The organism is Draconibacterium sp. IB214405 (assembly GCF_033963885.1).
GTDB lineage: Bacteria > Bacteroidota > Bacteroidia > Bacteroidales > Prolixibacteraceae > Draconibacterium.
The window spans coordinates 1,492,686-1,516,037 of record NZ_JAXBMA010000001.1; the positions used below are offsets into that span (position 1 = coordinate 1,492,686).

The 23,352-nt window shown below is 37.7% G+C and carries 17 protein-coding genes and 2 tRNA genes; 14 read left to right on the forward strand and 5 right to left on the reverse strand.

Going from position 1 to position 23,352, the window contains the following annotated elements; genetic code table 11:
- Positions 1 to 355: 355 nt before the first annotated feature.
- Positions 356 to 1,357: a type I glyceraldehyde-3-phosphate dehydrogenase gene (gene gap / locus SLH46_RS05860; RefSeq protein ID WP_320280226.1), complete on the reverse strand. Its 1,002-nt coding sequence runs from the start codon at positions 1,355 to 1,357 to the stop codon at positions 356 to 358.
- Between the two features lie 1,180 nt (positions 1,358 to 2,537).
- Here gap and SLH46_RS05865 point away from each other — a divergent pair.
- Complete coding sequence (locus SLH46_RS05865) at positions 2,538 to 7,838, forward strand: T9SS type A sorting domain-containing protein (RefSeq protein ID WP_320280227.1); 5,301 nt, start codon at positions 2,538 to 2,540, stop codon at positions 7,836 to 7,838.
- 96 nt (positions 7,839 to 7,934) lie between these two features.
- Positions 7,935 to 8,678 carry a nitroreductase family protein gene (locus tag SLH46_RS05870; protein ID WP_320280228.1) on the forward strand — a complete coding sequence of 248 codons (744 nt, stop codon included), beginning with the start codon at positions 7,935 to 7,937 and terminating at the stop codon, positions 8,676 to 8,678.
- Here the strand turns inward: SLH46_RS05870 and SLH46_RS05875 are convergent.
- From SLH46_RS05875 to SLH46_RS05885, 3 genes are read right to left on the reverse strand one after another with little or no spacing between them, the layout of a single operon-like run.
- Entirely contained in the window at positions 8,675 to 9,394 is a 720-nt protein-coding gene (locus SLH46_RS05875; RefSeq protein ID WP_320280229.1) for a LytR/AlgR family response regulator transcription factor, read from the reverse strand. The genes SLH46_RS05870 and SLH46_RS05875 overlap by 4 nt on opposite strands.
- On the reverse strand, positions 9,384 to 10,445 hold the full coding sequence (locus SLH46_RS05880) for a sensor histidine kinase (protein WP_320280230.1): 1,062 nt from the start codon (positions 10,443 to 10,445) through the stop codon (positions 9,384 to 9,386). The genes SLH46_RS05875 and SLH46_RS05880 overlap by 11 nt, the downstream gene beginning before the upstream one ends.
- Positions 10,446 to 11,156, reverse strand: a complete 711-nt coding sequence (locus SLH46_RS05885) for a glycosyltransferase (protein ID WP_320280231.1) — start codon at positions 11,154 to 11,156, stop codon at positions 10,446 to 10,448.
- A gap of 278 nt (positions 11,157 to 11,434) precedes the next feature.
- On the opposite strand from SLH46_RS05885, the gene SLH46_RS05890 reads away from it, so the two are divergent.
- The 3 genes from SLH46_RS05890 (at position 11,435) to porT (ending at position 14,029) form a co-directional block, all read left to right on the forward strand.
- Positions 11,435 to 12,475, forward strand: coding sequence for an AIR synthase-related protein (locus SLH46_RS05890; RefSeq protein ID WP_320280232.1), 1,041 nt, complete (start codon positions 11,435 to 11,437; stop codon positions 12,473 to 12,475).
- A complete protein-coding gene (gene ubiE, locus SLH46_RS05895; RefSeq protein ID WP_320280233.1) occupies positions 12,475 to 13,206 on the forward strand; it encodes a bifunctional demethylmenaquinone methyltransferase/2-methoxy-6-polyprenyl-1,4-benzoquinol methylase UbiE in 732 nt (243 codons plus the stop codon). The genes SLH46_RS05890 and ubiE overlap by 1 nt, the downstream gene beginning before the upstream one ends.
- Before the next feature lie 61 nt (positions 13,207 to 13,267).
- On the forward strand, positions 13,268 to 14,029 hold the full coding sequence (gene porT, locus SLH46_RS05900; RefSeq protein ID WP_320280234.1) for a type IX secretion/gliding motility protein PorT/SprT: 762 nt from the start codon (positions 13,268 to 13,270) through the stop codon (positions 14,027 to 14,029).
- On the opposite strand, the gene SLH46_RS05905 is transcribed toward porT, so the two are convergent.
- The gene (locus SLH46_RS05905; RefSeq protein ID WP_320280235.1) at positions 14,017 to 14,787 is read right to left on the reverse strand and encodes an RNA methyltransferase; all 771 of its coding nucleotides are present in this window, start codon (positions 14,785 to 14,787) and stop codon (positions 14,017 to 14,019) included. The genes porT and SLH46_RS05905 overlap by 13 nt on opposite strands.
- 91 nt (positions 14,788 to 14,878) lie before the next feature.
- On the opposite strand from SLH46_RS05905, the gene tamL reads away from it, so the two are divergent.
- The 9 genes from tamL to tuf all read left to right on the forward strand — a co-directional run bounded on the left by tamL (position 14,879) and on the right by tuf (position 23,257).
- The gene (gene tamL / locus SLH46_RS05910; RefSeq protein WP_320280236.1) at positions 14,879 to 17,227 is read left to right on the forward strand and encodes a translocation and assembly module lipoprotein TamL; all 2,349 of its coding nucleotides are present in this window, start codon (positions 14,879 to 14,881) and stop codon (positions 17,225 to 17,227) included.
- A gap of 136 nt (positions 17,228 to 17,363) precedes the next feature.
- Complete coding sequence (locus SLH46_RS05915) at positions 17,364 to 18,728, forward strand: sodium-dependent transporter (protein ID WP_320280237.1); 1,365 nt, start codon at positions 17,364 to 17,366, stop codon at positions 18,726 to 18,728.
- A 299-nt stretch (positions 18,729 to 19,027) separates the two neighbouring features.
- Entirely contained in the window at positions 19,028 to 20,005 is a 978-nt protein-coding gene (locus tag SLH46_RS05920; protein ID WP_320280238.1) for a helix-hairpin-helix domain-containing protein, read from the forward strand.
- A 117-nt stretch (positions 20,006 to 20,122) separates the two neighbouring features.
- Entirely contained in the window at positions 20,123 to 20,314 is a 192-nt protein-coding gene (gene rpsU, locus SLH46_RS05925; RefSeq protein WP_038556031.1) for a 30S ribosomal protein S21, read from the forward strand.
- Positions 20,315 to 20,356: 42 nt separating this feature from the next.
- Positions 20,357 to 21,253, forward strand: a complete 897-nt coding sequence (locus SLH46_RS05930) for a tyrosine-type recombinase/integrase (RefSeq protein WP_320280239.1) — start codon at positions 20,357 to 20,359, stop codon at positions 21,251 to 21,253.
- Between the two features lie 2 nt (positions 21,254 to 21,255).
- Positions 21,256 to 21,558, forward strand: a complete 303-nt coding sequence (gene hpf, locus SLH46_RS05935) for a ribosome hibernation-promoting factor, HPF/YfiA family (RefSeq protein ID WP_320280240.1) — start codon at positions 21,256 to 21,258, stop codon at positions 21,556 to 21,558.
- 261 nt (positions 21,559 to 21,819) lie between these two features.
- Positions 21,820 to 21,892 (forward strand) — tRNA-Gly (locus SLH46_RS05940).
- Between the two features lie 65 nt (positions 21,893 to 21,957).
- A tRNA-Thr gene (locus SLH46_RS05945) sits at positions 21,958 to 22,029 on the forward strand.
- A 40-nt stretch (positions 22,030 to 22,069) separates the two neighbouring features.
- Entirely contained in the window at positions 22,070 to 23,257 is a 1,188-nt protein-coding gene (tuf, locus tag SLH46_RS05950) for an elongation factor Tu (protein ID WP_320280241.1), read from the forward strand.
- The last annotated feature ends 95 nt before the right edge of the window (positions 23,258 to 23,352 follow it).

The following is a 23,352-nucleotide window of genomic DNA, read 5'->3' on the forward strand; positions in this document are numbered from 1 at the left end:
AGTAAAAAGGCAAAAGTAGCAAGAAGAAATTACGAATGTTGATTAACGATTTCAGATTTCAGATGGTGGAGTTAATTGGCAACATCTAATGTTTCCGATGAGCCTTATTCGATTGTCTGAAAATATGGGAAATGCAAAAGTTTTCTGACCTGTCATCTCGAAGCGGAGCGAGAGATCTGTTCAGTAATCGAAAGTATCAATCTTTTTTCGCTCTCATTCAATCTGCTTCGATCTCTTCTTCTGTTAATCATTTATAGAAGATTTCAAATTCTCAGTCCATCAATCCTTCCAACTTCAACAATAAAAAAAGGGACGCCTTTCGACATCCCTTTACGTACAGTATATAATTGTGTAATTATTTTACTGATTCCATGTACTCGATCAATTCGCAAACTTTTGCTGAGTAACCCATTTCGTTGTCGTACCATGATACAACTTTTACGAAAGTGTCAGTTAAAGCAATACCTGCTTTTGCATCGAAAACAGAAGTTTGAGTTTCACCGATGAAGTCGTTAGAAACAACTTGGTCTTCAGTGTAACCTAAAATTCCTTTCAATTCACCTTCTGAAGCTGCTTTCATTGCTGCACAAATTTCAGCGTAAGAAGCACCTTTTGCTAAGTTAACTGTAAGGTCAACAACTGATACATCAGGAGTTGGAACACGGAATGCCATACCTGTAAGTTTTCCGTTCAATTCTGGAATAACTTTACCTACAGCTTTAGCAGCACCTGTTGATGAAGGAATAATGTTCTGACCTGCACCACGTCCACCACGCCAGTCTTTCATAGAAGGACCGTCTACAGTTTTCTGAGTAGCAGTAGTAGCGTGAACAGTTGTCATTAAACCGTCAACAATACCGTAGTTGTCGTTCAATACTTTAGCGATAGGAGCTAAACAGTTAGTAGTACAAGAAGCGTTTGACACAAAAGTCATATCGTTAGTGTACGATTTGTTGTTTACACCCATAACGAACATTGGAGTATCGTCTTTTGAAGGAGCAGACATAACAACTTTTTTCGCACCAGCGTCGATGTGACCCTGAGCTGATTCTTTTGTCAAGAAAAGACCAGTAGATTCTACAACGTACTCAGCACCTACAGCACCCCAGTTGATATCAGCTGGATTTCTCTCTGCAGTTACGCGAACAACGTTTCCGTTTACTACCAATGCACCGTCTTTTACTTCAACAGTACCATCGAAACGACCGTGAGTAGAATCATATTTCAACATGTAAGCCATGTAGTCAACATCAATAAGGTCGTTGATAGCAACTACCTGTACCGTTCCTTTAGCAACTGCCTGACGGAAAACAAAACGTCCGATTCTTCCGAATCCGTTAATACCTATTTTAATCATAGTTGAGAAAGTTTTAATTTATTTAAAAGAAATTATTGTAATTATTTCGCTTTCAGGTTTTAACTGCCTGTTTTAAAAAGCCCCACAAAGTAAGTACAAATTATTTATTGAGTCAAGTGCTCTTTTTTTTTTCGTCAGAACCTTAATATTTAGTTAAAGTCTTTAGAATGGAATAAGCCGTGTTTTTCGGCCAATTCCACAGCTTGCTTGTAAATATCGCATTCTCGCGGGCTTAAAAATCGAATAAGTTTCGAAAAATCAATGTAATAAGCATGATATTGCTGTTTGTTTAAATGGTTCAGAAAAATAGGAAACGTGCTTTCTTACTGCATTTGGCTACTTTTTTCGGTGAAATGTATAGGGTTTGAGATTCAAAAACGGAGAAGAATAATTTTTTACCCGCAACAATATTGTAGTTGAATAAAAATAAGAATATGTGAATTACGATTTCAATTGATCGTTAATCGCAATTTCAGATGTTGGTTGATAACTATAAGCCGGGCATTTGCATGATTTGCACGATACAGAGAACAGGATAAGAAATAAGAGCAGAACTATTAAGATAATATGTTTTTGTGCATATACTATATTTCGTAATGTTTGTCGTAGGGGAAAAAGATTAAATCCTGTTAAAAAGCAGATATTTATATAATTATGCTCGAATTCTCTCATTGTAACTGAATTAATAGCACTAAATAAGCGAAAAAATAATCCATTTATTATCTGTTTTTCAAAAAATAAGTTTAAAATTGCATTGAAATAGGTTAAAATACAGAGTCTGGATAGCGTTCAAACCCAAAAAATAAATAGATATTAAAAACTAAGCTTTGGATTTGGTATGGCCCTGTTGAAAACATTGTGTAAAAGAAAGCATTTTATGCAAGTTATATTTTGTACATTGATGCAAAATTTTATACGTTTGTAGAGTTTACTGTACCTACAGAGACCAAATAGTAAGGATAAATGATTAAAGAATTAAATAAATTAAAATCAATCAATCAATTAAGTTCAATTTAAAAAAAATGCTATGAGAAAAATGTTTACAAGGCTTTTTGGCTTGACGTTATTCATGTATCTGGCAAGTTCTCTGTCCGTCGTTCAGGCGCAGTGTGAGGATTATGTCATAAGCTTGGATGACGTTGTGCTGCTTACCGACATTACCACAAAGTGTGACAGCGACTTGATACAGTACGCAGTCACTGGTTTTCCGGACAGTACGTATTTTAACTTTAACAGCTATGCAGGAGATTCTACTGCTGCTGGTTTTACATTAGATTCCACTATCTGGGTTACTGAAGGTACTGGGTTTACTGTGCAGGTTCGTTCTAAAGACGGTGCTTGCTATTCTCAGGTTCTTGAAGTTCCTGGGGAGAATTTAATTCAGCCTGTTTATATTGATACGTTGTTGGTAACTCAACCACAATGTGCCGATGATATGGGTGAATTAACAGTTGTTGCTGGTGGAACTGAAAGTTTCCTAGTTAATTTTGTAGATTCAGCAACTTTCTATGAAAGTGGTATGGAAGCAGGTGAAGATTACACTGAATATAGTGGTACACAGTTTCAGGCAAATCCAGGCACCGAATATTTCGTTAGAATTATATCTGTAAATGGATGTACTAGTTTAGGATGGGATTCTATTGCCATTAATAGTACTCCTGCTGAGTTAGTTATTGATACTATTTACGGTACGGATCCTGAGTGTATTGAAGGCGATGGAATGGTTGCTGTTGTTGTTTCAGGTGGCTATGGAGGTGAATACGCTGTTACTGTAGGCGGTATCACCGAAACTACTGTAAACGATACTGCTTGGATTGCTGTTCCTGCTGGTTCTTACACTGCTATGGCAGTTGATAGTAATATGTGTTCAGTTGTTTCTGATAGTACAGTTGTTTTGACTGATCCTGCACCAATTACTTTTAAAATTGCTTTAGATGATGTCGCTTGTGCTGATTCTACCACAGGTGCAATTTATGTATTTGATATCACAGGCCCTGCAGACTCTTCAATTTACGGGACAGTTGCAAGTGCTGATACAGTGATTGCTGGAGTTTTTCCAACTAATGATACAATTGTTTTTGATGGTTTGCCAATTGGATACTATGAATTATGGTTGAACAACGAAAATGATGCCTGTGATTCTGTTCAATATACTAATACCAATGGTAATGTAATTTCAATCCAGGCACCTGGTGAAATAGTATACGATGTAGTTATTGATACTGCATATTGTTTAGGTGATAGTTCAGTTATTACAGTAACAAATGTAACTGGCGGTTCTGGTACTTATTCATACTCACTTAATGGAGTAGTAGGAACAGAATCATCTTGGAAAGTTGTTGCTGGATCTTACGATGTAGTCGTAAGTGATGCAGGAGTTGGATCTTGTGATATCTCATGGCCAACAATTGTACTTGAAGATCCACAAGTAGTAGTTATTAATACTCCTTCTGCAACAGTATCTCCGACTTGTCCTGGAGGAAATGATGGAGTAATTAATGTAAGTGCAACACATCCTGATGGAGGTGACTTAGAATATTCTCTTGATAGCGTAGTATGGTACGTAAATAACATCTTCGCAGTTCCTGCAGATACATTTACTGTTTATGTAAGAGATGCTGCATGTGTAAACAATGTAGCTTCAGAAGCAATGGTTATTGTAGAGCCATTAGACGAAAATATAATTGCTTTAGTTGAAGAAACTTTAGATACTGCTAATGAGTGTTTTGGCGTAAAATCTTCTTACGTTGAGGTTGAGCTTACAAGTTGGGCCAAACAAACAGAGGATGATGATCGTCGTGTAACTGTTTCAATTACTGATGGAGCTGATTTTGCTGACACTTTGGTATACAACGAAGGCACATATGAAATTTCAAATCTTGTAGCAGGTACTTATACAATTACCGCTGGAGATAATATGGGATGTGTTGCTAAAAATGAATTAACAGTTATTATTACTGAGGAAGGTCAATTGACTGTTGTAGGAACCGTTACTGGCGTAGCAAGTTGTTATGGTACTACTGATGGTGTAATGACTATTTATGCAGCAGATGGTATGCCAACTCACTACGGTCATGCAAATACTGTACAGGCTGCAATGAATCTTTCAGATCTTGCTTTTACTGCATGGCCAGAAGGTGCTGATTCTGTAAATATTCAAGTAGGAAAAGGTACTTATTATGTAGTCGTTAAAGATGCATGTGGAGCTAAAGCTTACGATGGCCCATTTACTATTGGAGGTTTAGATATGGTAACTATTACTGATACTGCCATGTCGGTTACTGATATTGTGTGTTATGGCGACAGTGTTGGTGTAATTGAAGTATTCCCTGCAGAAGGTGGTAATGATACATTCTCATATACTCTACAAGTTGATGTAGAAGGAACATGGGTGGATGTAGCTCCTTATGTTAATGTAAGTTCTACAGTGTTTGATGGACTACCTGTTGGAGACTACAAAGTGGTTGTTACAGATGAAGGTGGTTGTGACGGTGCTGAGACAGGAGTAATCACTGTAAGTGGAGCTAATTCTCCAGTATATCTTTCTGGATGGTACTCTAGTGATATTACTTGTTATGGTGCAAGTGACGGAGCTGTAGGTTTTGCTATTGCCGGAGGTACTCCTCCTTATGAATATAGCATTAATGGTTCAACATGGATTCCATTCCCGGATATTGCTTATGGTCCTGGTGTTGCTTCTGAAGAAGTTTTAATTACAGAACCTGGAGTTGTAACTGTAATGGTAAGAGATTCTCTCGGTTGTACGCTTAGCGAACCAATTGTGTACACAATTGATGAACCTTCAGAAATTTTAGTAGCAGTTGATACTACAAATAATACAAAAACTTGTGGAGAAGATCCAAACGGAGCTCTTGCGATAACAGTAACAGGGGGAAGACCAGGTGCTAATTATACAGTACAAGTTAACGATTCAATTCTTCCTTCTGCAGCTGATTCAGCGATAGCGATTGATTATATTGGCTTGGGAGCTGGAGATTATAAAATTATAGTAACTGAAAATGGATGGAATGGTTGCGAAATAACAGCTTTTGCTACTATTACTTCGCCTGATACTTTAACTTTCGATGCAGTTGTATTAGATTCTGTACATTGTAAAGGAAGTGATGAAGGTGTTGTTGTTGTTTCTAATATTGCTGGAGGAACTGCTCCTTACTTAACTTCAATTTCAGGACCTGTTGTTGGAACTAAAGATTCAACTGCAACGGAGATTACATTCTCTGATTTGATTGCAGGGGAATATGAAGTAACAGTAGAAGATGCACTAGGTTGTACAATTAGTAAATCTGTTACTATTGGAGAACCTGACACAATTACGCTTTATGGTAATTTAATTGCCGATATGACATGTCTTGAATCTGGACAGTTTAGTGTTGTTGCTGAAGGTGGTTCAGGTGAGTTTATGTATTATGCAGATAATTCAGTTCTTGATGATGGTCACATCTTCGTACCAAGTCCTGATAGCGCCGGATGGCAAATGTCTGATACATTTACTGTAGAAGAAGCTGGTACATATGTTATTTGGGTATATGATATGGTAAATGGATGTATCGCTGGTGGCGAAGTAGGTCCTGATGGAATGCCTGTAAATGAGTGGCGTGTTAAAGTAGCGGATCCTGACATTGTTGTGGATGTAACTGCTGTTTCTACTGGAGAGATCCTTTGTAACGGTGACATGACTGATACCATTGTTGTAGAAGATGTAACAATTTACGAAGACGGAGTAGCATTAGAAGATCCAGTTTATACGGTAACAATTAACGGAATGGACACAACTACTTTAGAAGGAGTAGGTGCTGGAACATATGTAGTAGTTGTTACTCACGAAGGAGGTTGTTACGGTGTTGATACTGTAGTAATTGAAGATCCTGAAGTTTTAGATGTAGTATTAGATATTGCTGAAGGTGAATTTACTTGTCCAGGATCAACTGAAGGGTTTATTCAGGCTACAGTTTCTGGAGGAACTATTCCAGCTTTACCAGAAATGGAAATGAAGAGTGCAAATAGCGCACAAAATTGGTCGCCATACTTTGAATTCCAACTTTGGCAAGATGGTGAACTAAAAACGGATTACGTAAATTACGATGCTTTCTTAGTTACAATTGGTCATGAGTACCAAGTTGTAGTAAGAGATATGAACGGATGTACTGATACTTCAAATGTTATCACAATTGATCCTGTAGAACCAATTGAGTTCGAACTTACTGACGTTACATGTTCAGATGATACAATGGCTTCAGTATTAGTTGAAGTTACTGGTGAACCAGGACGTATGTTCCAAGTATGGTGGCAACAGTTCGAAGTTGAATCGGGTGTATATACTGATACTTCAGCTTGGTTTGCAGAATCGATCAAATTGGATCAGATGTTTATCTTTGATAATGAAAACATAGATGATATTCACTATGCGTTTACTGTTGTAGATGATAAGGGATGTGTAGCTGATATTGATACCATGACATTCGATCAAATTATTACTGCTCCACTAGAGTTCACTGTAACTGTTGGCGAAGCTGATGAATGTTCGACTGAAATAAGTGTTATTGCTGCAGGTGGAGTTGCTCCTTATACATTCTCTGTAAATGGAGTTGAAACCACTGAAACAACATTCGCATTAGGCGGTGGAACATACGAAATTGCAGTAATGGATGCACACCAATGTATGGTTGTAGAAGAGGTTGAATTAGCTTATGGTATTTCTGCCGATACTACATTAGAAACATATACTGGTGAAGCTGTACAATTTGTAGTGGAAGACGCAATGCTTGACACTATGTTATATGCAGGTGAGTATTCTTTCTACTACGACGTTGATACTGCATGTACTGCAGAATTAAATGTGGTTGTAACAGAGAAAGACAGAGTAATGCCTGTTCTTGACACAGTAACACCAACTGATACTATTGCTGATAATCACGCAATATTCACCATCGTATTCGAAGATGTTGTAACATTCAACGATTCCGTAATGGGATATTTAACAGTAACTCAGAAAGATTCATCTGAGGCTACTCTTATGATTCCTATCACTGCTGATATGGTTGATGGTAATACTATTACTGTTGATTATGACTACACAGTTGTTGGAATGCTTGACTTGAATACAACTTATACAGTAGCTGTTGACAGTGGTGTTGTAATGGGAGACGGACTTGCTTGGGACGGTGTAACCGGTGTTTGGGAATTCACAACTGGAGATGTATATCCTACAGATGTTGATGACCTGGAAATCGAAACACTTGAGTTCAGCGTTTATCCTAACCCATTTGTAAATGAGATTAACATTAAAAATGCAGATAAACTTGACCGTGTAATTCTTTCGAATATTGCTGGTCAAAGAATCTTAGATATTGAATATCCAAGTAATGTTATCCGTACTGGAAATCTGGTTACCGGCGTTTACGTTGTTACATTAATTGCTGACGACGAAATCGTTAAATCAGAAAGGATTATTAAAAGGTAATACCGAATTGATTGATTAAAAAGGGGAGCTTTTAGCTTCCCTTTTTTATTTTCTATACTTTCGTAAACTGAATAAACATTAATAAGAGTAATCACGATGGAGCTACTGAATAAGCATGTTACTGTAAGAAAATTTTTATCAAAGTCTGTAGATGACGAGTTATTAAAGAGTATTATTTACTCTGGAACCCGGGCATCTACAACAGGAAATATGCAGTTATACAGTGTAATTGTAACAAAGGATATAGAAAGAAAGGCAAAGTTGCTGCCATTGCATTTTAACCAACCTGTGGCCAAAGCGGCTCCAGTTCTTCTAACTTTTGTTGCAGATTTTAATCGTTTTTCAAAATGGTGTGAATATGATCACGCTGAACCTGGCTATAACAACTTGTTATCCTTTACTAACGCTTTAATCGATACGGTACTTGTTGCCCAAAACGTATGCATTGCTGCCGAAAATAACGGACTTGGTATTTGTTATCTGGGAACTACTGCCTATAATGCGAAAGAGCATATCGATCTATTGGGGCTACCTAAACTTACTTTTCCTGTAACGACAGTAGCAATTGGTTATCCTGAAGAAGTTCCGGAACTCACAGACCGGATTCCATTAGAAGGGATTATACACGATGAACTATATTCTGATTACGATGAAAATAGAATAAAAGGACTATACGAATTCAAAGAAAACCTGGAATCGTCGAAACAATTTGTTTTGGAGAATAATAAGGAAACATTAGCGCAGGTATTTACCGATATACGATACAAAAAGGCTGATAACGAGTTCTTCTCGGCAAAGATGTTGGCGACGTTAAAAGAACAAGGTTTTTTGATTGATTAATCAGCAGAAAACCTGCTTACATATTCAAAAAATTCTTGCCGGTAACTGTTCCCAATAGGAAGTTTTTCGCCCGAAATACATACCATATTTCCTTCGAGAGAATCTATCTTGTCCACCGAGATAATAAATGATTTATGTGTTCGATAGAACATGTCTTGCGGAAGCAGGGAGAATATCTTTTTCATTGAAAGATTTGTTACCAGTTTTTCATCGGTCAAATGTATTTTTATATAATCACCCAATCCTTCAATATATAGTATATCGCTAAACTTTATTTTAACCGACTTTTTATTGGCTTTAATAAACAAGAACTCATTTTTATCGGCGTCAGCGGGTACATTCTTTGCATTTGTTTTTAGTAAATGCAACTCCTCGGCTCTGGTGTAAGCTTTAAAAAAACGTTCAAAAGAAAACGGTTTTTTTAGATAATCGATGGCATTTAGCTCGTATCCTTCAAGTGCGTATTCTGAGTATGCTGTGGTAAAAATTACAAGTGGATCCTTTTTTAAGTTCTTCAAAAAAGAAATGCCTGACAATTTAGGCATATTAATATCGAGGAATAGGAGATCGACCTCGTTTTCGTGCAGGAATTGTTGCGCACAAATTGCATCGTTGCATGCTCCGATAATCTCGAGCGACGGAATTTTTAATGCATACTGTTTAATAACGTTTTGAGCAAGGGGTTCATCATCGATAATTAGAGCCTTAATTGTCATTGTATTTTAGTTTAAGTTTTAATTGAACAGAATATAACGCATTTTCTCGTGAAATGAGTAGTTGATAGTCATCCTTGCCGTAAAGGTGCTTTAAACGCTGTTTAACGTTGTAAATACCAATACCTGAATTTTTCTTATCGTGGTTCTCTGCGTCAGAATAATTGTTTTCCAAGCGAAAAATTAGAATGTCATTATTAATCTCGAAGCTAATTTTAATAAAATCGTTCTCAGTACCCGGCAATCCATGTTTAAATGCATTATCAATAAAGGGCTCGAAAAGCAAAGGCGCGATTTTAGCGGTTGGAATAAATTCAGGTTTTTTATACTCAATTACAGTATCATCGGCAGTTCGTATTTTTTGCAGTGCAATAAAATTATCTACAAACTCAATCTCTTTGTTTAAACTGATAAAATTATCCCTCGATTCGTAGATAATATGCCGCATTAAATCAGACAGACGCAAAATAAGATCGGGAACCTTTTCAGACTGCATTAATGATAACGAGTAAATATTATTAAGCGAGTTAAAAAGAAAATGCGGATTTAGTTGCCCTTTTAACGATTTTAGTTCAGCCTCCAGTTTTTGTTTTTCAGTTTTGGCCAACTGGTAATTTATATCCTGAAGCGAAAGCCAGTCTTTAAAAAGCTTCAAAAAAGTAGTTATACTAACATAGAATAGTGTTGCGAAGAAAAAGGCCGAATGTGTTTCTGAACTGATGGAGTGTAATTCTTCGGAAACATCCAGAATCGCTCGAAGCAGGTAAATAATTATAAACTGGATAAACAGACTGCTAACAGAAATAAGAACAACCAGCCAAAATATATAATAGATGTACTGTTTGCGAATAAGAAACCGGGGAATGAGGATATAAAGGTTAAAATATACGCCAACTGCAAAACCTGCATTAATGGTGATCGATTTTGCAATTGTTCGGATGTCGATACTCCGGCTGTAGATAAAAAAGATGAAACACAAAAAAACGATACTGGCCATCCAGAAAAGGACGTGCCCGATAATTTTATTTCGTTTATTTAGTAGGTGCTTCTGCATTTATATCCTGTCGCGTTTTAGAAATATCTTTTTCAAATAATATAAAACAGGGTTGGTATATTTTAGATTTTTCCAAGGGCGACTGGAGTGAGGAAGATGCATTACACGAATACCTTTTGCCAGGTAGTTGCTAAATCCAATTTTCTTCGACTGCCGGCTGATAAAAACATCAAACCAGTCTTTGTTTTGTGCCAGATCATTAAAATCAAACTGTTTAAGAAAAGGTACAGTAAGTAATGTACAGCAAAAACTTAAACTATGCGAAGTGTCGACAATCTCGTCGTTTTTGATCTTTTCAAAATTGTACGGGAAGTTATAATCTCCTTTTTCATCGGTTGTAATAGCACCGACTAAACCCGGATTTTTTTCCGAATTCATAACGGCCAGAAGATTTTGGACTGTGTCTTTCGATATTACAACGTCCGATTCAATAATAATAAGCGGAATACCTTCCTTTAAAGCCATTTCCTGGGCGCGCTGGAGCACGATCTTATAGTTTGGCGATGGAGTGTCTGTGATATCCTCAAGGTGGATTACGTTAAAGCCAAGTTGAGCTGAAGCTTCATCCAAATAGGTTTTTGTTTCGGGCTGGCTAAAGTCATTAAATATAAAATACGAGAAATCTCCGTCGGCCTTCATCACAGACTCAACAGTTCGTTTAGTTGTTGATAACGAATCTTTAACCGGAGTAATTATAATAGCTTCTGACATTGTTTTTGAATTGAATTGCAAAGTTAATTAAATCGGTGAAACTATTATTTTGGTTTTCAAAATCATTAAGTTAAACTACACATATAGTAGTACCAATTTGCGCGTTTTGTTACAAGGCGTTCTAAAATTTCCTTTTTCGGTTGTTCAAACATAAATATCAAATATTCAAACCTCTAAAAATCGAAACAGATGCACCGGATAAAAAATAGTGTAAAATTTATGGTAGAATCGGCTACTTAATTACCTTTGCTTGAGGTTAACAAGAAAAGAAATGCTGTATGAGTGATGCTGTTCAAACTGAAAAGGAGTTCTCGATTGATATGATATCGGAACCTGAAAACATTGAGGAAATAGTGTTTTCATTAATGGTTAATCCAAACCTTTCTACCATTAACTATTTTAACGATTTTAGCGAGCAGGGAATTTCTCCTGAATCGATTGGTGATAGTGAAACAGATGAAACCGGTATTTTTGAACTGGATGATAACGGTACGCGCATGGCCATGAGCACGCATGCCTTTCATCATCATCTCGAGAGCGATCCTCAAAAGGCAACTGAAATTCTGATTTCGAGAGCTGTCAGAAAAATGTTGTGTTTTGGCGTAAAACCATTTGCTGTTAGTGCATTTTTGTACCACATCGACTTTGCCGATCCAAATGGACAGTTTATTGCATCGGGAGCTAAAAAAGGGCTGGAAAATGCAGCAAGTAAGTTTGGACTAAAAATTTCGGACCGTAAAATACGATTCGATCATTTTTCGCAACACGGACCTGTGCCACCAACAATTATCATTAGTATGATGGCGCGTGTGCCTAACGGCGAGAACTTAATTACGCATAGCTTTAAAAATAAAGGGAACCATATTTTCCTGATCGGACGGTCGCTTAACGATATTAATTCTTCTGAATACCTCGAATTTTTCCATGGAATTTCAGAATCAGCACTTCCGGCATTTAACATTGAAGATGAAATTGCCGTACAAAAAGCAATTAAAAAACTTATAGAAGACAAACTTATTGAAAGTGCAAGTCCTGTAGGAAAGGGCGGACTGTTTTTTACTTTATTACGTGCGGCAATACCAAACGAACTTGGTTTCGATGTAACTACTGATGCCGAAATCAGGAACGATGCCTTTTTGTTTGGTGAATCGATGGGACGATTGATGGTTGGTGTAAATCCTGATAAAGAGGATGAATTTGTTGATGCCATGTCGGAAATGAACGTTCCATTCTTTACACTTGGGCATGTTACAAAAGGAGAGATTAGAATTGACGATATGTCGTTAGGTTACATCGATAAAATGACTGTAGGTTCTTAATGGCAGCCCTTCCTTACAAACAATCAAAACAATCCAAGAGAGGCCAGGTAGAGGAAATGTTCGACAATATTTCTCCTCGCTATGATTTTCTGAATCATGTTTTATCGTTTAATATCGATAAGATATGGCGTAAGAAGACCATTAAAAAACTGAAACCTTATCAGCCTGAAAAAGTTCTCGATATTGCAACTGGCACAGGCGACTTTGCTATTGCTGCCCTTAAATTAGGCGATGTAAAAGTTACCGGCATCGACATTTCGGAAGGAATGTTGAATGTAGGAAGACAAAAAGTGGCAGCAAAAAAGCTGGATAATCAAATACAGTTTAAAAAAGCTGATTCTGAAGAACTGCCTTTTGAAGCGGATTCGTTTGATGCTGCTATTGTAGGATTTGGTGTCCGTAATTTTGAGCATCTTGAAAAAGGTTTAGCAGAAATTTTGCGCGTGATAAAACCCGGAGGAGCTTTTTTTGTGCTCGAATTTTCCAAGCCGGAAAAGTTCCCGTTCAAGCAAATTTATATGTTCTATTTTACGCGCATTTTACCTTTTGTTGGAAGAATGATCTCGAAAGATAGCCGGGCATATACCTATTTGCCCGAATCGGTTAACGAATTTCCCGATGGTGAAAGATTTTTGACTATTTTAGCCGATGTGGGATTTGTTCGAAACGAATGTTATCGACAGACTTTCGGAATAGCTACCATTTACAAGGCACATAAACCCAACAATTAGAACTGAACAAACAATAAATCAATCGTTTTTTTGTTTTTCATAAAAGCAACAAATTAACAAAGTGAAGAAAGTTTTTATCACAATAATATTGCTAATTGCAGGGGGTATTGTATTTGCTCAAAAACAAAAGATCAATTACCTGACAACCTTTGATGATAAGCTTTTTCATTTTGGGTTTACCATCGGAATGAACACCCTCGATTTTAATGTGGTAAATTATAATCCTATTGGCGAAAATCCTGAATTTGTACCTTATCCACTCGATCGTGTTGTTTGGGATAGCAGAGTCCGGTCGGATGTAGCGTCTTTAGTTCCCGGTTTTACAGTTGGTATTATTACCAGCATGCGTCTTTCAAAAGATTTAAATCTCCGGTTCTTGCCGGGATTGTCATTTGGTGAGCGCCAGTTAACTTTTAATGTGCCAATTCACGATATAAATGTGTACTCTTCGGGTAACGAGGGATTGCCGTATTATACGATTCGTTCTACCTTCCTCGATTTTCCCGTGTTGATAAAATACAAGGCACGCAGGATCAACAACGACCGGCCTTACGTGATTTTTGGAGGTGCTTACCGTCACGATATTTCGCGAACTGCACAGGAAGACTTAATCAAACTTAAGAGTGGTGGTCTTTATGCTGAAGTAGGAGGTGGCTGGGATCATTATTTCGCATTTTTCAGATTTTCAGTAGAGGCCAAGTTTAGTTTTGGCTTGAATGATCAATTGGGTGATCTGCCTGCGCCAACACAACGTTTGTATTACGCACAATCGATTAAAAATCTGCGATCGAAAATATTTACCCTTTCATTTCACTTTGAATAGCTGCGTTTAAATTCAGAGCAAATTATTGCAGTGGCTACCGAAACATTTAGTGATTCAGCTTTTACATTATTTTCAGAAAAATTTGGAATACTAAGTTTGTTGGTAATTAATTTTTCCACTGATTCGCGAATGCCATTTCCTTCGTTTCCCATAACCAAAACTGCCTGTTGGGGCAATTGCTGCTGGTAAATGTTTTCGCCGTTCATAAAAGCTCCAAAGCATGGTGTATTCGATTTTTGTGCCAGGGCAAAAAGCTCAGGGAATTCGCATTCAAAAAGTGTAACACGATTAAACGATCCCATACTTGCCTGAATAACCTTGGGATTGTACAGATCGACCGAATCGGGTGAACAGAAAATATGTTTAATGCCATACCAGTCGCAGATTCTTACAATTGTTCCCATGTTTCCGGGATCCTGAATTCCATCGAGATAAACAGACAACCCGTCTGGCAGAGTGGCAGGGAATTCCGGTTTTTCAGGTAGCTCGCAAATAGCCAAACTGTTTTGAGGATGCTGCAGCAGGCTCATCTTTTTTAATTCCCGCTCGTCAACTTCTGTATGTCTGACAGCATTGGTTTGCTCAATGTCATATCTGGCCAGAAACTGACTGGTTACGATAAGGTGTTCAATATTCAGGTCGGAATCCAATGCTTCTTTCACCATTTTATCACCTTCAATAAGAAACAATTTCTCTTTTGAACGGTATTTTTTTAGGGCCAGCGAATTAATAAGTTTTATTGTACTTTTACCAATCATTTATTTTAAACCAATTAATATAATATTTAGGGTAAAGTTACTGTTTCTAAAAAAACTCTTGGTTATTTTTGTTGGATAAAAGTTGCAGGAATTGGGAAATACGAATTATAAAAAAAGTATAGTCAGGTTTAAGTGGATAGCTGTATTATCAGCCATGCTGCTGGCATCGTGTTCCCAAACCCGTTTTGTTTCAGAACAGGAGTATTTGTTGCAAAAAGTTGAGCTGGAAATTGACAATCAGAATGTAAGCAAGGAAGAGGCGAAAGCTGTTTTGCGCCAAAAGGAAAATTATAAAATACTCGGTTTCATTAAGTTTTATTTGTTGCTGTACAATATGTCGTCGAAAAAGAAAACCGACGATTGGTTAAAACGTATTGGAGAAGCACCACAAATTTATGATAAGGTACTGGCCGACCGATCGGTTGAACAGCTGGAACAATACATGGATCAGCGCGGGTATTATCAGGCAAAAATCGATCAGGAAATAGTTTTTAATGAAAAAAAGCAAAAGGCGGTATTAAAATTTTTGGTTGAGTCCGGCGATCAGTACAAGATAAAACGTGTTGATTATCATTTTGAAACACCCGAGTTGCAAGCCATATTTTTTAACGACTCTACAAAATTCAGAATGCGGCCGGGAACAGCTTTCGACATTTATGAATTGGAGAAACAACAGCAACGAATTGTAAATTTATACCAGAACAACGGTTATTACTATTTTTCGAAAAACCAGGTGCGCTACCTGGCCGATACAACTTTGTACGAAAAGCAGGTTAACCTCGATCTTTTTATTGGAGAAGCACAAGCCAGCCAGATTGATAGTTTCCGGTTGCTGAAACCCTATTACATAAATAAGTTTTACTATTCGGTTATGCCCGGAAACACACCCGTTACGGCTAACCGTCAGAACTCATTTAATTTCTCGGATACCATTAGTTGGGGTAATTCGGTGCTGTACAATAACCGGCAGGTTTCTTATCCTCCGGGTTTGTTTAACCGAACCAACCAAATGAAAAGCGGCGACTTGTACAAAGTAAACGAAGTTGAAAGTACTTTTAATGCTCTCAACCGCCTGCGACAATTTCGATTTGTCGACATTCAATTTAATGAAACCTATCCGGAACAGGATTCAAACTTGTTGGACTGCAATATTCGTTTGGCCCCACTTAATAAACAATCCACCTCTTTTGATATTGAAGGAACAAATACTTCGGGTAACCTCGGTGTTGCCGGAAACATTTATTATCAGCACCGGAATATGTTTAAAGGGGCAGAGGTTTTTCAGTTGCGCTTAAAAGGTGCAACCGAAAGAATGCACAGAACAACTACAGATGGGGGAACAGAGGCTTTTAACACGCGCGAATTTGGAGTAGAAGGAAATCTGATGATTCCAAAACTTCTCGGACCCGGGAAGTATATCCGGAGTTTTGGGAAATATTTACCAAAAACAGTTTTTACCGCCGGATTTAACTACCAGCGCCGTCCTGAGTATACACGTAATATTACCAACTTTAAAGTTGGTTACGACTGGAAAACCTCGCAGGATTTTCAGCATATCTGGAATTTTCTCGATGTCAACGTTGTCCGTTTATACGAATTTGATTCCACGTTTATTAATTCGATTCAGGACCTTTACATCAAAAGTAGTTTTACCGATCACCTGATTTTTGCGATGAATTATTCAATAATCTTCAATAATCAGCGGCTTACATCGAGTAAGAACTATACCTATGCACGTTTAAATGTTGAATCATCCGGAAATCTGTTGTATTCATTGTCCGAAATTTTTAACAGGGATAAATTGGTTGAGCAGGATACAATTACAAACGAAACACTGGAGTATTACCGCTTCTTTAACATACGTTTCGCACAATATGTAAAGGCCGATATTGAATTCCGGCGTGCCATTCAAATCGACCGATATAACTCGGTGGTTGGAAGAGCATTTGCCGGCGTTGGATTACCTTACGGAAACTCACGCGTTTTACCTTACGAAAAGCAATATTTTGCCGGTGGTGCAAACGGTATTCGTGCCTGGCAGGTGCGATCGTTGGGGCCGGGAACTTACAAACCGGAGGAAGAAAATGCCTATCCTAACCAATCGTCAGACATAAAACTGGAAGCAAATCTTGAATATCGGTTTCGTTTGTTAGGATCTCTGGAAGGGGCTTTATTTCTTGATGCAGGTAACATCTGGGCCATTAATAATAATGATAACCGTGAAGGAGCCCAGTTTAAACTCAATAAATTTTACAAGCAGTTTGCTGTCGGAACAGGTACCGGATTTCGTTTCGACTTATCCTATTTTATTCTTCGAACTGATGTTGGGATGAAACTTCACGATCCTGCTGCTGCCAAAGGCGAAAGATGGATCATTGGTAATCGCGGATTAACGGGCGATGATTTTACCTTCTCCTTTGCCATTGGTTATCCTTTTTAAATTTTTACCAAAGTTTAATCTTTCCCCTTTTTTTTATCGGATTGTTTGTGTTGAATTATTTTTTTGCATTTTTGGGGCTCAATCCGTTTGAGGTTGTAAGTTAAAGGCTCAAAAAAATTATTAAATATTAGTTTCTATGTCAAATCTTCCTTCGGGGAACCGTGATTCATTTAGTTCAAAATTTGGTGTTATTGCAGCAGCTGCCGGATCGGCAGTAGGGTTAGGAAATATATGGAAATTTCCATATATAGCAGGTGTATATGGGGGAGCAGCATTCTTGTTCGTTTACCTTGCTTTTATTGTTGCAATTGGTTTACCCGTTATGTTATCGGAGTTGATTATAGGTAGAAGCTCAAGAAAAAATGCTTTTGGTGCTTTTAAAGTTCTTGCGCCCGGAACACCTTGGAGATTCATTGGTATTTTAGGAGTAGGCGCAGCTTTCCTGATTTTATCATTTTATGGTGTAGTAGCAGGTTGGAGTTTAGAATATATCATCCTTTCGCTGAAGAATGGATTCTCAGCTAAAAGTCCTGATGAGATAGGAATGCTATTTACTACTCTTATTGAATCACCCATTAAACCGGTTATATTCCAATTGTTTTTTATGGTTTTGAGTGCCGCAATTGTTATTATCGGTATTCAGAAAGGAATTGAGAAATACACTAAAATTTTAATGCCTTTGTTGGTTGTAATTCTTGTGTTTTTGTGTGCTAAATCAGTTTCGCTTGAAGGTGCAAAAGCCGGCTTGAACTTTTTATTTAAGCCTGATTTTTCGAAACTTACGGCCGATGGTGTTTTGAGTGCACTGGGACATGCATTCTTTACACTTAGTTTGGGAATGGGTACACTTATTACTTATGGATCATATATTAAAAAGGATAATAACCTGGTAAGTACAGTAATAAATGTAACCGTTGCCGATACAGTAATTGCGCTTATGGCCGGAATTGCAATTTTTCCTGCTGTTTTTGCTTTTGGTATTGAGCCAAGCCAGGGACCCGGTCTGATTTTCGTTACGCTCCCCAATGTGTTTCATCAAATGCCTGGAGGATTTATCTTTTCAATCATGTTTTTCGTGCTCTTATCTGTTGCTGCATTAACATCGTCAATTTCAATTCTTGAGGTTGTTGTTGCATACTTTAAAGAGGAATTCAATATGGGCCGCAAGGCTTCTACTATTTTGGCCACGGTTCTTATTTCAATTTTGGGTGTATTATGCTCCCTGTCGATGGGTGTATTATCACCATATACATTCTTCGGATTAAATATTTTCGATTTGATGGACTGGATTTCGGCGAACTTATTCTTGCCAATTGGAGGTATGTTTATTGCTTTGTTTATTGGCTGGCATTACGGACGCAAAAAAGTTCAGGCCGAAGTGGCACAGGGCGGAACACTTTCAGGAGCAATTCTATCGATATTTATGTTCCTGGTTAAGTTTGTTGCGCCGATTGCGATTGCCATTGTAATGTTGAATAATTTCGGGCTGTTGAAATTCTAGGTTCTTTAAGTGTATCTGGCAGAGAAAATATGGAGTAAGTAGTACCTGTATTTTGTTTATGCATTGAGTCGGTGTTAAGGTAATTGTGGTGGCTTGCAGGAAATGTCTTGCTAACTAAATACTAATATTGTAATTTAGTAAGGCTTACAATCAATATTCCTGGCCCGCACGCAATGAGAAAAGCCTGGCTTAAAATACGAAATGGATTTTTGTCTTACTCACGGGGCGACCGGGTTGGAATAATCATTCTTTCGGTTTTAATCGTAATATCAATAGCTTTTAAAATTGTGCTGGATCGAATGGAACCAACACCATTATTAACGCAGGAAGAATTCGAAGAAATTTTATTAGAGTGGAATAACGAAAAACAGCAGGTTGAGCTTGATGAACAACTTTCTCTTTTTACTATCAATCCAAATACCGTTACTGAAAGTCGGCTAGATTCTTTTGCACTTCCCGGACAAATAAAACGTAATCTTTTAAAATACCGCGAGGCTGGTGGTAGCTTTAAATCGAAAAACGATGTACAGAAGTTGTATGGAATGACCGACTCATTATACAACAGTATAGAGCCGTTTATAGAAATTCCGGAGCAACGCTTCACGGAAGAGAAAAAGAGCGTTAAAACCGCTCCTGTAAAAATCCTGGAAGGAAGTTTCGACCCGAACACAGCAAGCAACGAAGTGATGAAAGATTATGGCCTCAACGATTTTCAGGCAAATAATATAATTGCCTATCGCGAAAGCGGAGGAAGCTATAGCAAGCCCGAAGATCTGTTAAAAATTTACGGTATTGATTCTGTCGCCTTTGGCAAAATAAGAAGCTTTATCCGAATTGAATCCGAATTTGTTGATGAACCTGTAAAAACAAAAAGAGAAATATATATTGATATTAACCGTGCCGAAACAACAGATCTTATGCAAATTAACGGTATTGGGGAGGTATATGCTCAACGAATCATTAAATACCGGGATTTATTGGGAGGATATTACAATACGAGTCAATTAAAAGAGGTTTATGGTTTTTCTAACGAATTGTTTTTGGCTGTTGAGCCATTTGTGTATGCCGATACAACAACGCTCCGGCAGATCCGAATTAATTACGCCGATTTCGCAGAAATGATTCGGCATCCATATTTTGATAAATCCATCGTGAATGCAATACTTAACGAAAAGGATAAAAACGGACCGATTAAAAATATAGCGGAATTAACCGATTTAAAAGCAATTGACAGTGAGTTTATTGAAAAAATAAGGCCATATGTAAGCTGTCGTTAAAAAAGCAAAAACTAAATTTTAGGGATAGGAAATATTATTTTTTTGCTTTAAATTTGATATACTATGAATTATTTCTAAATTTGCGCCTCAATTTTAAAAAATGTAAAACCGATAGATATGATTATTATTCCGGTAAAAGAAGGCGAAAATATTGAAAGAGCCTTAAAAAGGTTCAAAAGAAAATTCGAAAAGACTGGTGTAATCAAAGAATTACGCGACCGTCAAAAGTTCACCAAACCTTCTGTAAGAAGAAGGGAAGAATTGAAAAAAGCAGCTTACGTACAAGGTTTGCAGCAACAGGAAGACTAAATTTTTATTTAGTGATTCCTGGATTATTAGTTTAGATGGCCAATGAGTTATCAGGAATCGTTTATCAATTTTTTGAAGTATGAGAAGAGATACTCTCCTCATACGGTGACGGCTTATAAAAAAGACCTCGATCGATTTGTGGAATTTTGCACAAAAATGGTCGGGGATTTTCATGTTAATAAGGTTGACCTGAAATTGATGCGCTCGTGGGTAGTCGATTTGATGGAGCACGACATGAGTCCTCGCTCGGTTAGTAGAAAAGTAACCGCGGTTAAGTCTTTTTATAATTATTTGTTGCGCGAAAAAATTGTTGAAACGAATCCTGCTATCAATGTGCCGCTTCCAAAAATCAGGAAGAAGTTGCCAAACTTTGTTGAAGAGAACAATCTACATCATTTGTTAGATGATGATCTTTTTGAAAATGGATTTCGGGGGAGCAGGGATAAGCTAATCGTTTCATTGTTCTACGGAACAGGAGTACGATTGGCAGAACTTGTAAATATGAAAGACCAGGATTTCAATACAACTGAATACCTGATTCGGGTATTGGGTAAAAGAAATAAAGAAAGAATTGTTCCTTATCCGAGAGAAATTAATAAATTACTCGAAGAGTACGTAACCAACAGAGATCGTGAAATCGTAAACAAAAGTGGGTTTTTATTTGTAACGGAGAAAGGAGAGCAGGTTTACTCGAAACTCGTTTATCGGGTGGTGAAGAGTAATCTTGCAAAAGTGACTTCTCTTGAAAAGAAAAGCCCACACGTGTTAAGGCATACTTACGCAACGCATTTGTTGAATAATGGTGCCGATTTGAACGCAGTAAAAGAATTGTTGGGGCATGCAAATTTAGCAGCTACTCAGGTGTATACACATACTACTTTTGAGAAACTGCAACAGAGTTATAAACAAGCCCACCCTCGTGGTGGTAAAAACGATTGATTATGGAAGTAAAAATTAATTCAGTGCATTTTAACGCCGACCAGAAGTTGGTGGAATTCGTAAATAAAAAAGTAAGCAAACTGGATACTTTTTTTGATGGTATATTAAAGGCAGAGGTAACTTTAAAGGTTGCCAAGCCCGAAGCTGCAAATAATAAAGTTTCTGAGTTAAAAGTTTCCATTCCTTCACAAGACTATTTGTTCGCCAAAAAGCAGGCTGATACATTTGAAGAAGCGACAGATTTAGTCATTGATGCTATTAAGAAACAGCTAGTTAAATACAAGGAAAAACTGAAGAGTAAATAATATTTAAAAATTAAAGCTTTATTTTTAGTTTTTTAAAATAATATTTTTACATTTGCACACCCTTTTTAGGGGCGTTCTGAAGACAGCTGAAAATGTAGTGCTTTGCAGATAATTGAAGCTTTTGAAATGATTTTTCAGATTTAGCTTTGCGAAAAGAAAAATGAGAAAAATTGAAAAAAAAGCACTCGAGTAGCAAAAAATATTCGGTTGTTTCGAAAAAAGTTGTAATTTCGCACGGCATTTTTTGCCAGTAGACTATAAGCGGGAATAGCTCAGTTGATAGAGCATTAGCCTTCCAAGCTAAGGGTCGCGGGTTTGAGTCCCGTTTCCCGCTCAGAACAGAGATTGGAATTTTGAATAAGCAATTATTCTGAATTCCCGTCTCTTTGTGTGTATAAGGCCGGAGTAGCTCAGGGGTAGAGCGCATCCTTGGTAAGGATGAGGTCACGAGTTCAATTCTCGTCTTCGGCTCAGATGATTTAAAAGATAAATAAATTAAAATTTTGCAATTATGGCTAAAGAACATTTTAACAGGGATAAGGACCATGTAAACATTGGTACTATTGGCCACGTTGACCACGGTAAAACAACCCTGACAGCAGCTATTACTACAGTATTAGCTAAAAAAGGTTGGTCAGAAGTAAAAGCATTTGACCAAATTGATAACGCTCCTGAAGAAAAAGAAAGGGGTATTACTATTAATACTGCACACGTAGAGTATCAGACAGAAACTCGTCACTATGCGCACGTTGACTGTCCTGGACACGCCGACTACGTTAAGAACATGGTAACTGGTGCTGCCCAGATGGACGGTGCTATTATCGTTGTTGCTGCTACTGATGGTCCTATGCCTCAGACTCGTGAGCACATCCTACTTGCACGTCAGGTAAACGTACCTAAATTGGTAGTTTTCATGAACAAAGTAGACATGGTTGACGACGAAGAGTTGTTAGAACTTGTTGAAATGGAAATTCGTGAGTTGTTAGACTTCTACGAATTCGAAGGTGACGATACTCCTGTAATCATGGGTTCTGCACTTGGTGCATTGAACGGTGAGCCAGAGTGGGAAGAAAAAGTTGTTGAATTGATGGCAGCTTGTGATTCTTGGATTCCACTTCCTCCACGTGATATCGACAAACCATTCCTAATGCCTGTTGAAGACGTATTCTCGATCACTGGTCGTGGTACTGTTGCAACTGGTCGTATCGAAACTGGTGTTGTTCACACAGGTGACGAACTTCAGTTGATTGGGTTAGGTGCTGAAGGTCGTAAGACAGTATGTACTGGTGTTGAGATGTTCCGTAAGATTTTGGATGATGGTCAGGCTGGTGATAACGTAGGTTTGTTATTACGTGGTGTTGACAAAAAAGAAATCAAGCGTGGTCAGATTTTGGCTAAGCCAGGTTCAATCACTCCTCACACAAAATTCAAAGCTGAGGTTTACGTATTGAAAAAAGAAGAAGGTGGACGTCACACTCCATTCCATAACAAATACCGTCCTCAGTTCTACTTACGTACATTAGACGTAACTGGTGAGATTCACCTGGAAGAAGGTCGCGAAATGGTAATGCCTGGTGATAACGTATCAATCGAGGTTGAATTGATCTACCCAGTAGCATTGAACATCGGTCTTCGTTTCGCAATCCGCGAAGGTGGTCGTACCGTAGGTGCTGGTCAGGTAACTGAAATTATTGACTAATTCAATAGTTCACATATAAAGAATAAAAGTCCCGAACTTCGGTTCGGGACTCTTTTCGGTTGAATCTCATTAATGGGAGTGGTTATAAAACAGTA

Excerpts from the sequence above, each read along its gene's own strand:
- SLH46_RS05930 (WP_320280239.1), top strand. The coding sequence starts at position 20,357 with ATGAGTTATCAGGAATCGTTTATCAATTTTTTGAAGTATGAGAAGAGA.
- gap (WP_320280226.1), bottom strand. The coding sequence starts at position 1,357 with ATGATTAAAATAGGTATTAACGGATTCGGAAGAATCGGACGTTTTGTT.
- rpsU (WP_038556031.1), top strand. The coding sequence starts at position 20,123 with ATGATTATTATTCCGGTAAAAGAAGGCGAAAATATTGAAAGAGCCTTA.
- ubiE (WP_320280233.1), top strand. The coding sequence starts at position 12,475 with ATGGCAGCCCTTCCTTACAAACAATCAAAACAATCCAAGAGAGGCCAG.
- SLH46_RS05905 (WP_320280235.1), bottom strand. The coding sequence starts at position 14,787 with ATGATTGGTAAAAGTACAATAAAACTTATTAATTCGCTGGCCCTAAAA.
- SLH46_RS05885 (WP_320280231.1), bottom strand. The coding sequence starts at position 11,156 with ATGTCAGAAGCTATTATAATTACTCCGGTTAAAGATTCGTTATCAACA.
- SLH46_RS05915 (WP_320280237.1), top strand. The coding sequence starts at position 17,364 with ATGTCAAATCTTCCTTCGGGGAACCGTGATTCATTTAGTTCAAAATTT.
- tuf (WP_320280241.1), top strand. The coding sequence starts at position 22,070 with ATGGCTAAAGAACATTTTAACAGGGATAAGGACCATGTAAACATTGGT.
- SLH46_RS05870 (WP_320280228.1), top strand. The coding sequence starts at position 7,935 with ATGGAGCTACTGAATAAGCATGTTACTGTAAGAAAATTTTTATCAAAG.
- SLH46_RS05880 (WP_320280230.1), bottom strand. The coding sequence starts at position 10,445 with ATGCAGAAGCACCTACTAAATAAACGAAATAAAATTATCGGGCACGTC.
- SLH46_RS05890 (WP_320280232.1), top strand. The coding sequence starts at position 11,435 with ATGAGTGATGCTGTTCAAACTGAAAAGGAGTTCTCGATTGATATGATA.
- SLH46_RS05920 (WP_320280238.1), top strand. The coding sequence starts at position 19,028 with ATGGAACCAACACCATTATTAACGCAGGAAGAATTCGAAGAAATTTTA.
- SLH46_RS05875 (WP_320280229.1), bottom strand. The coding sequence starts at position 9,394 with ATGACAATTAAGGCTCTAATTATCGATGATGAACCCCTTGCTCAAAAC.
- hpf (WP_320280240.1), top strand. The coding sequence starts at position 21,256 with ATGGAAGTAAAAATTAATTCAGTGCATTTTAACGCCGACCAGAAGTTG.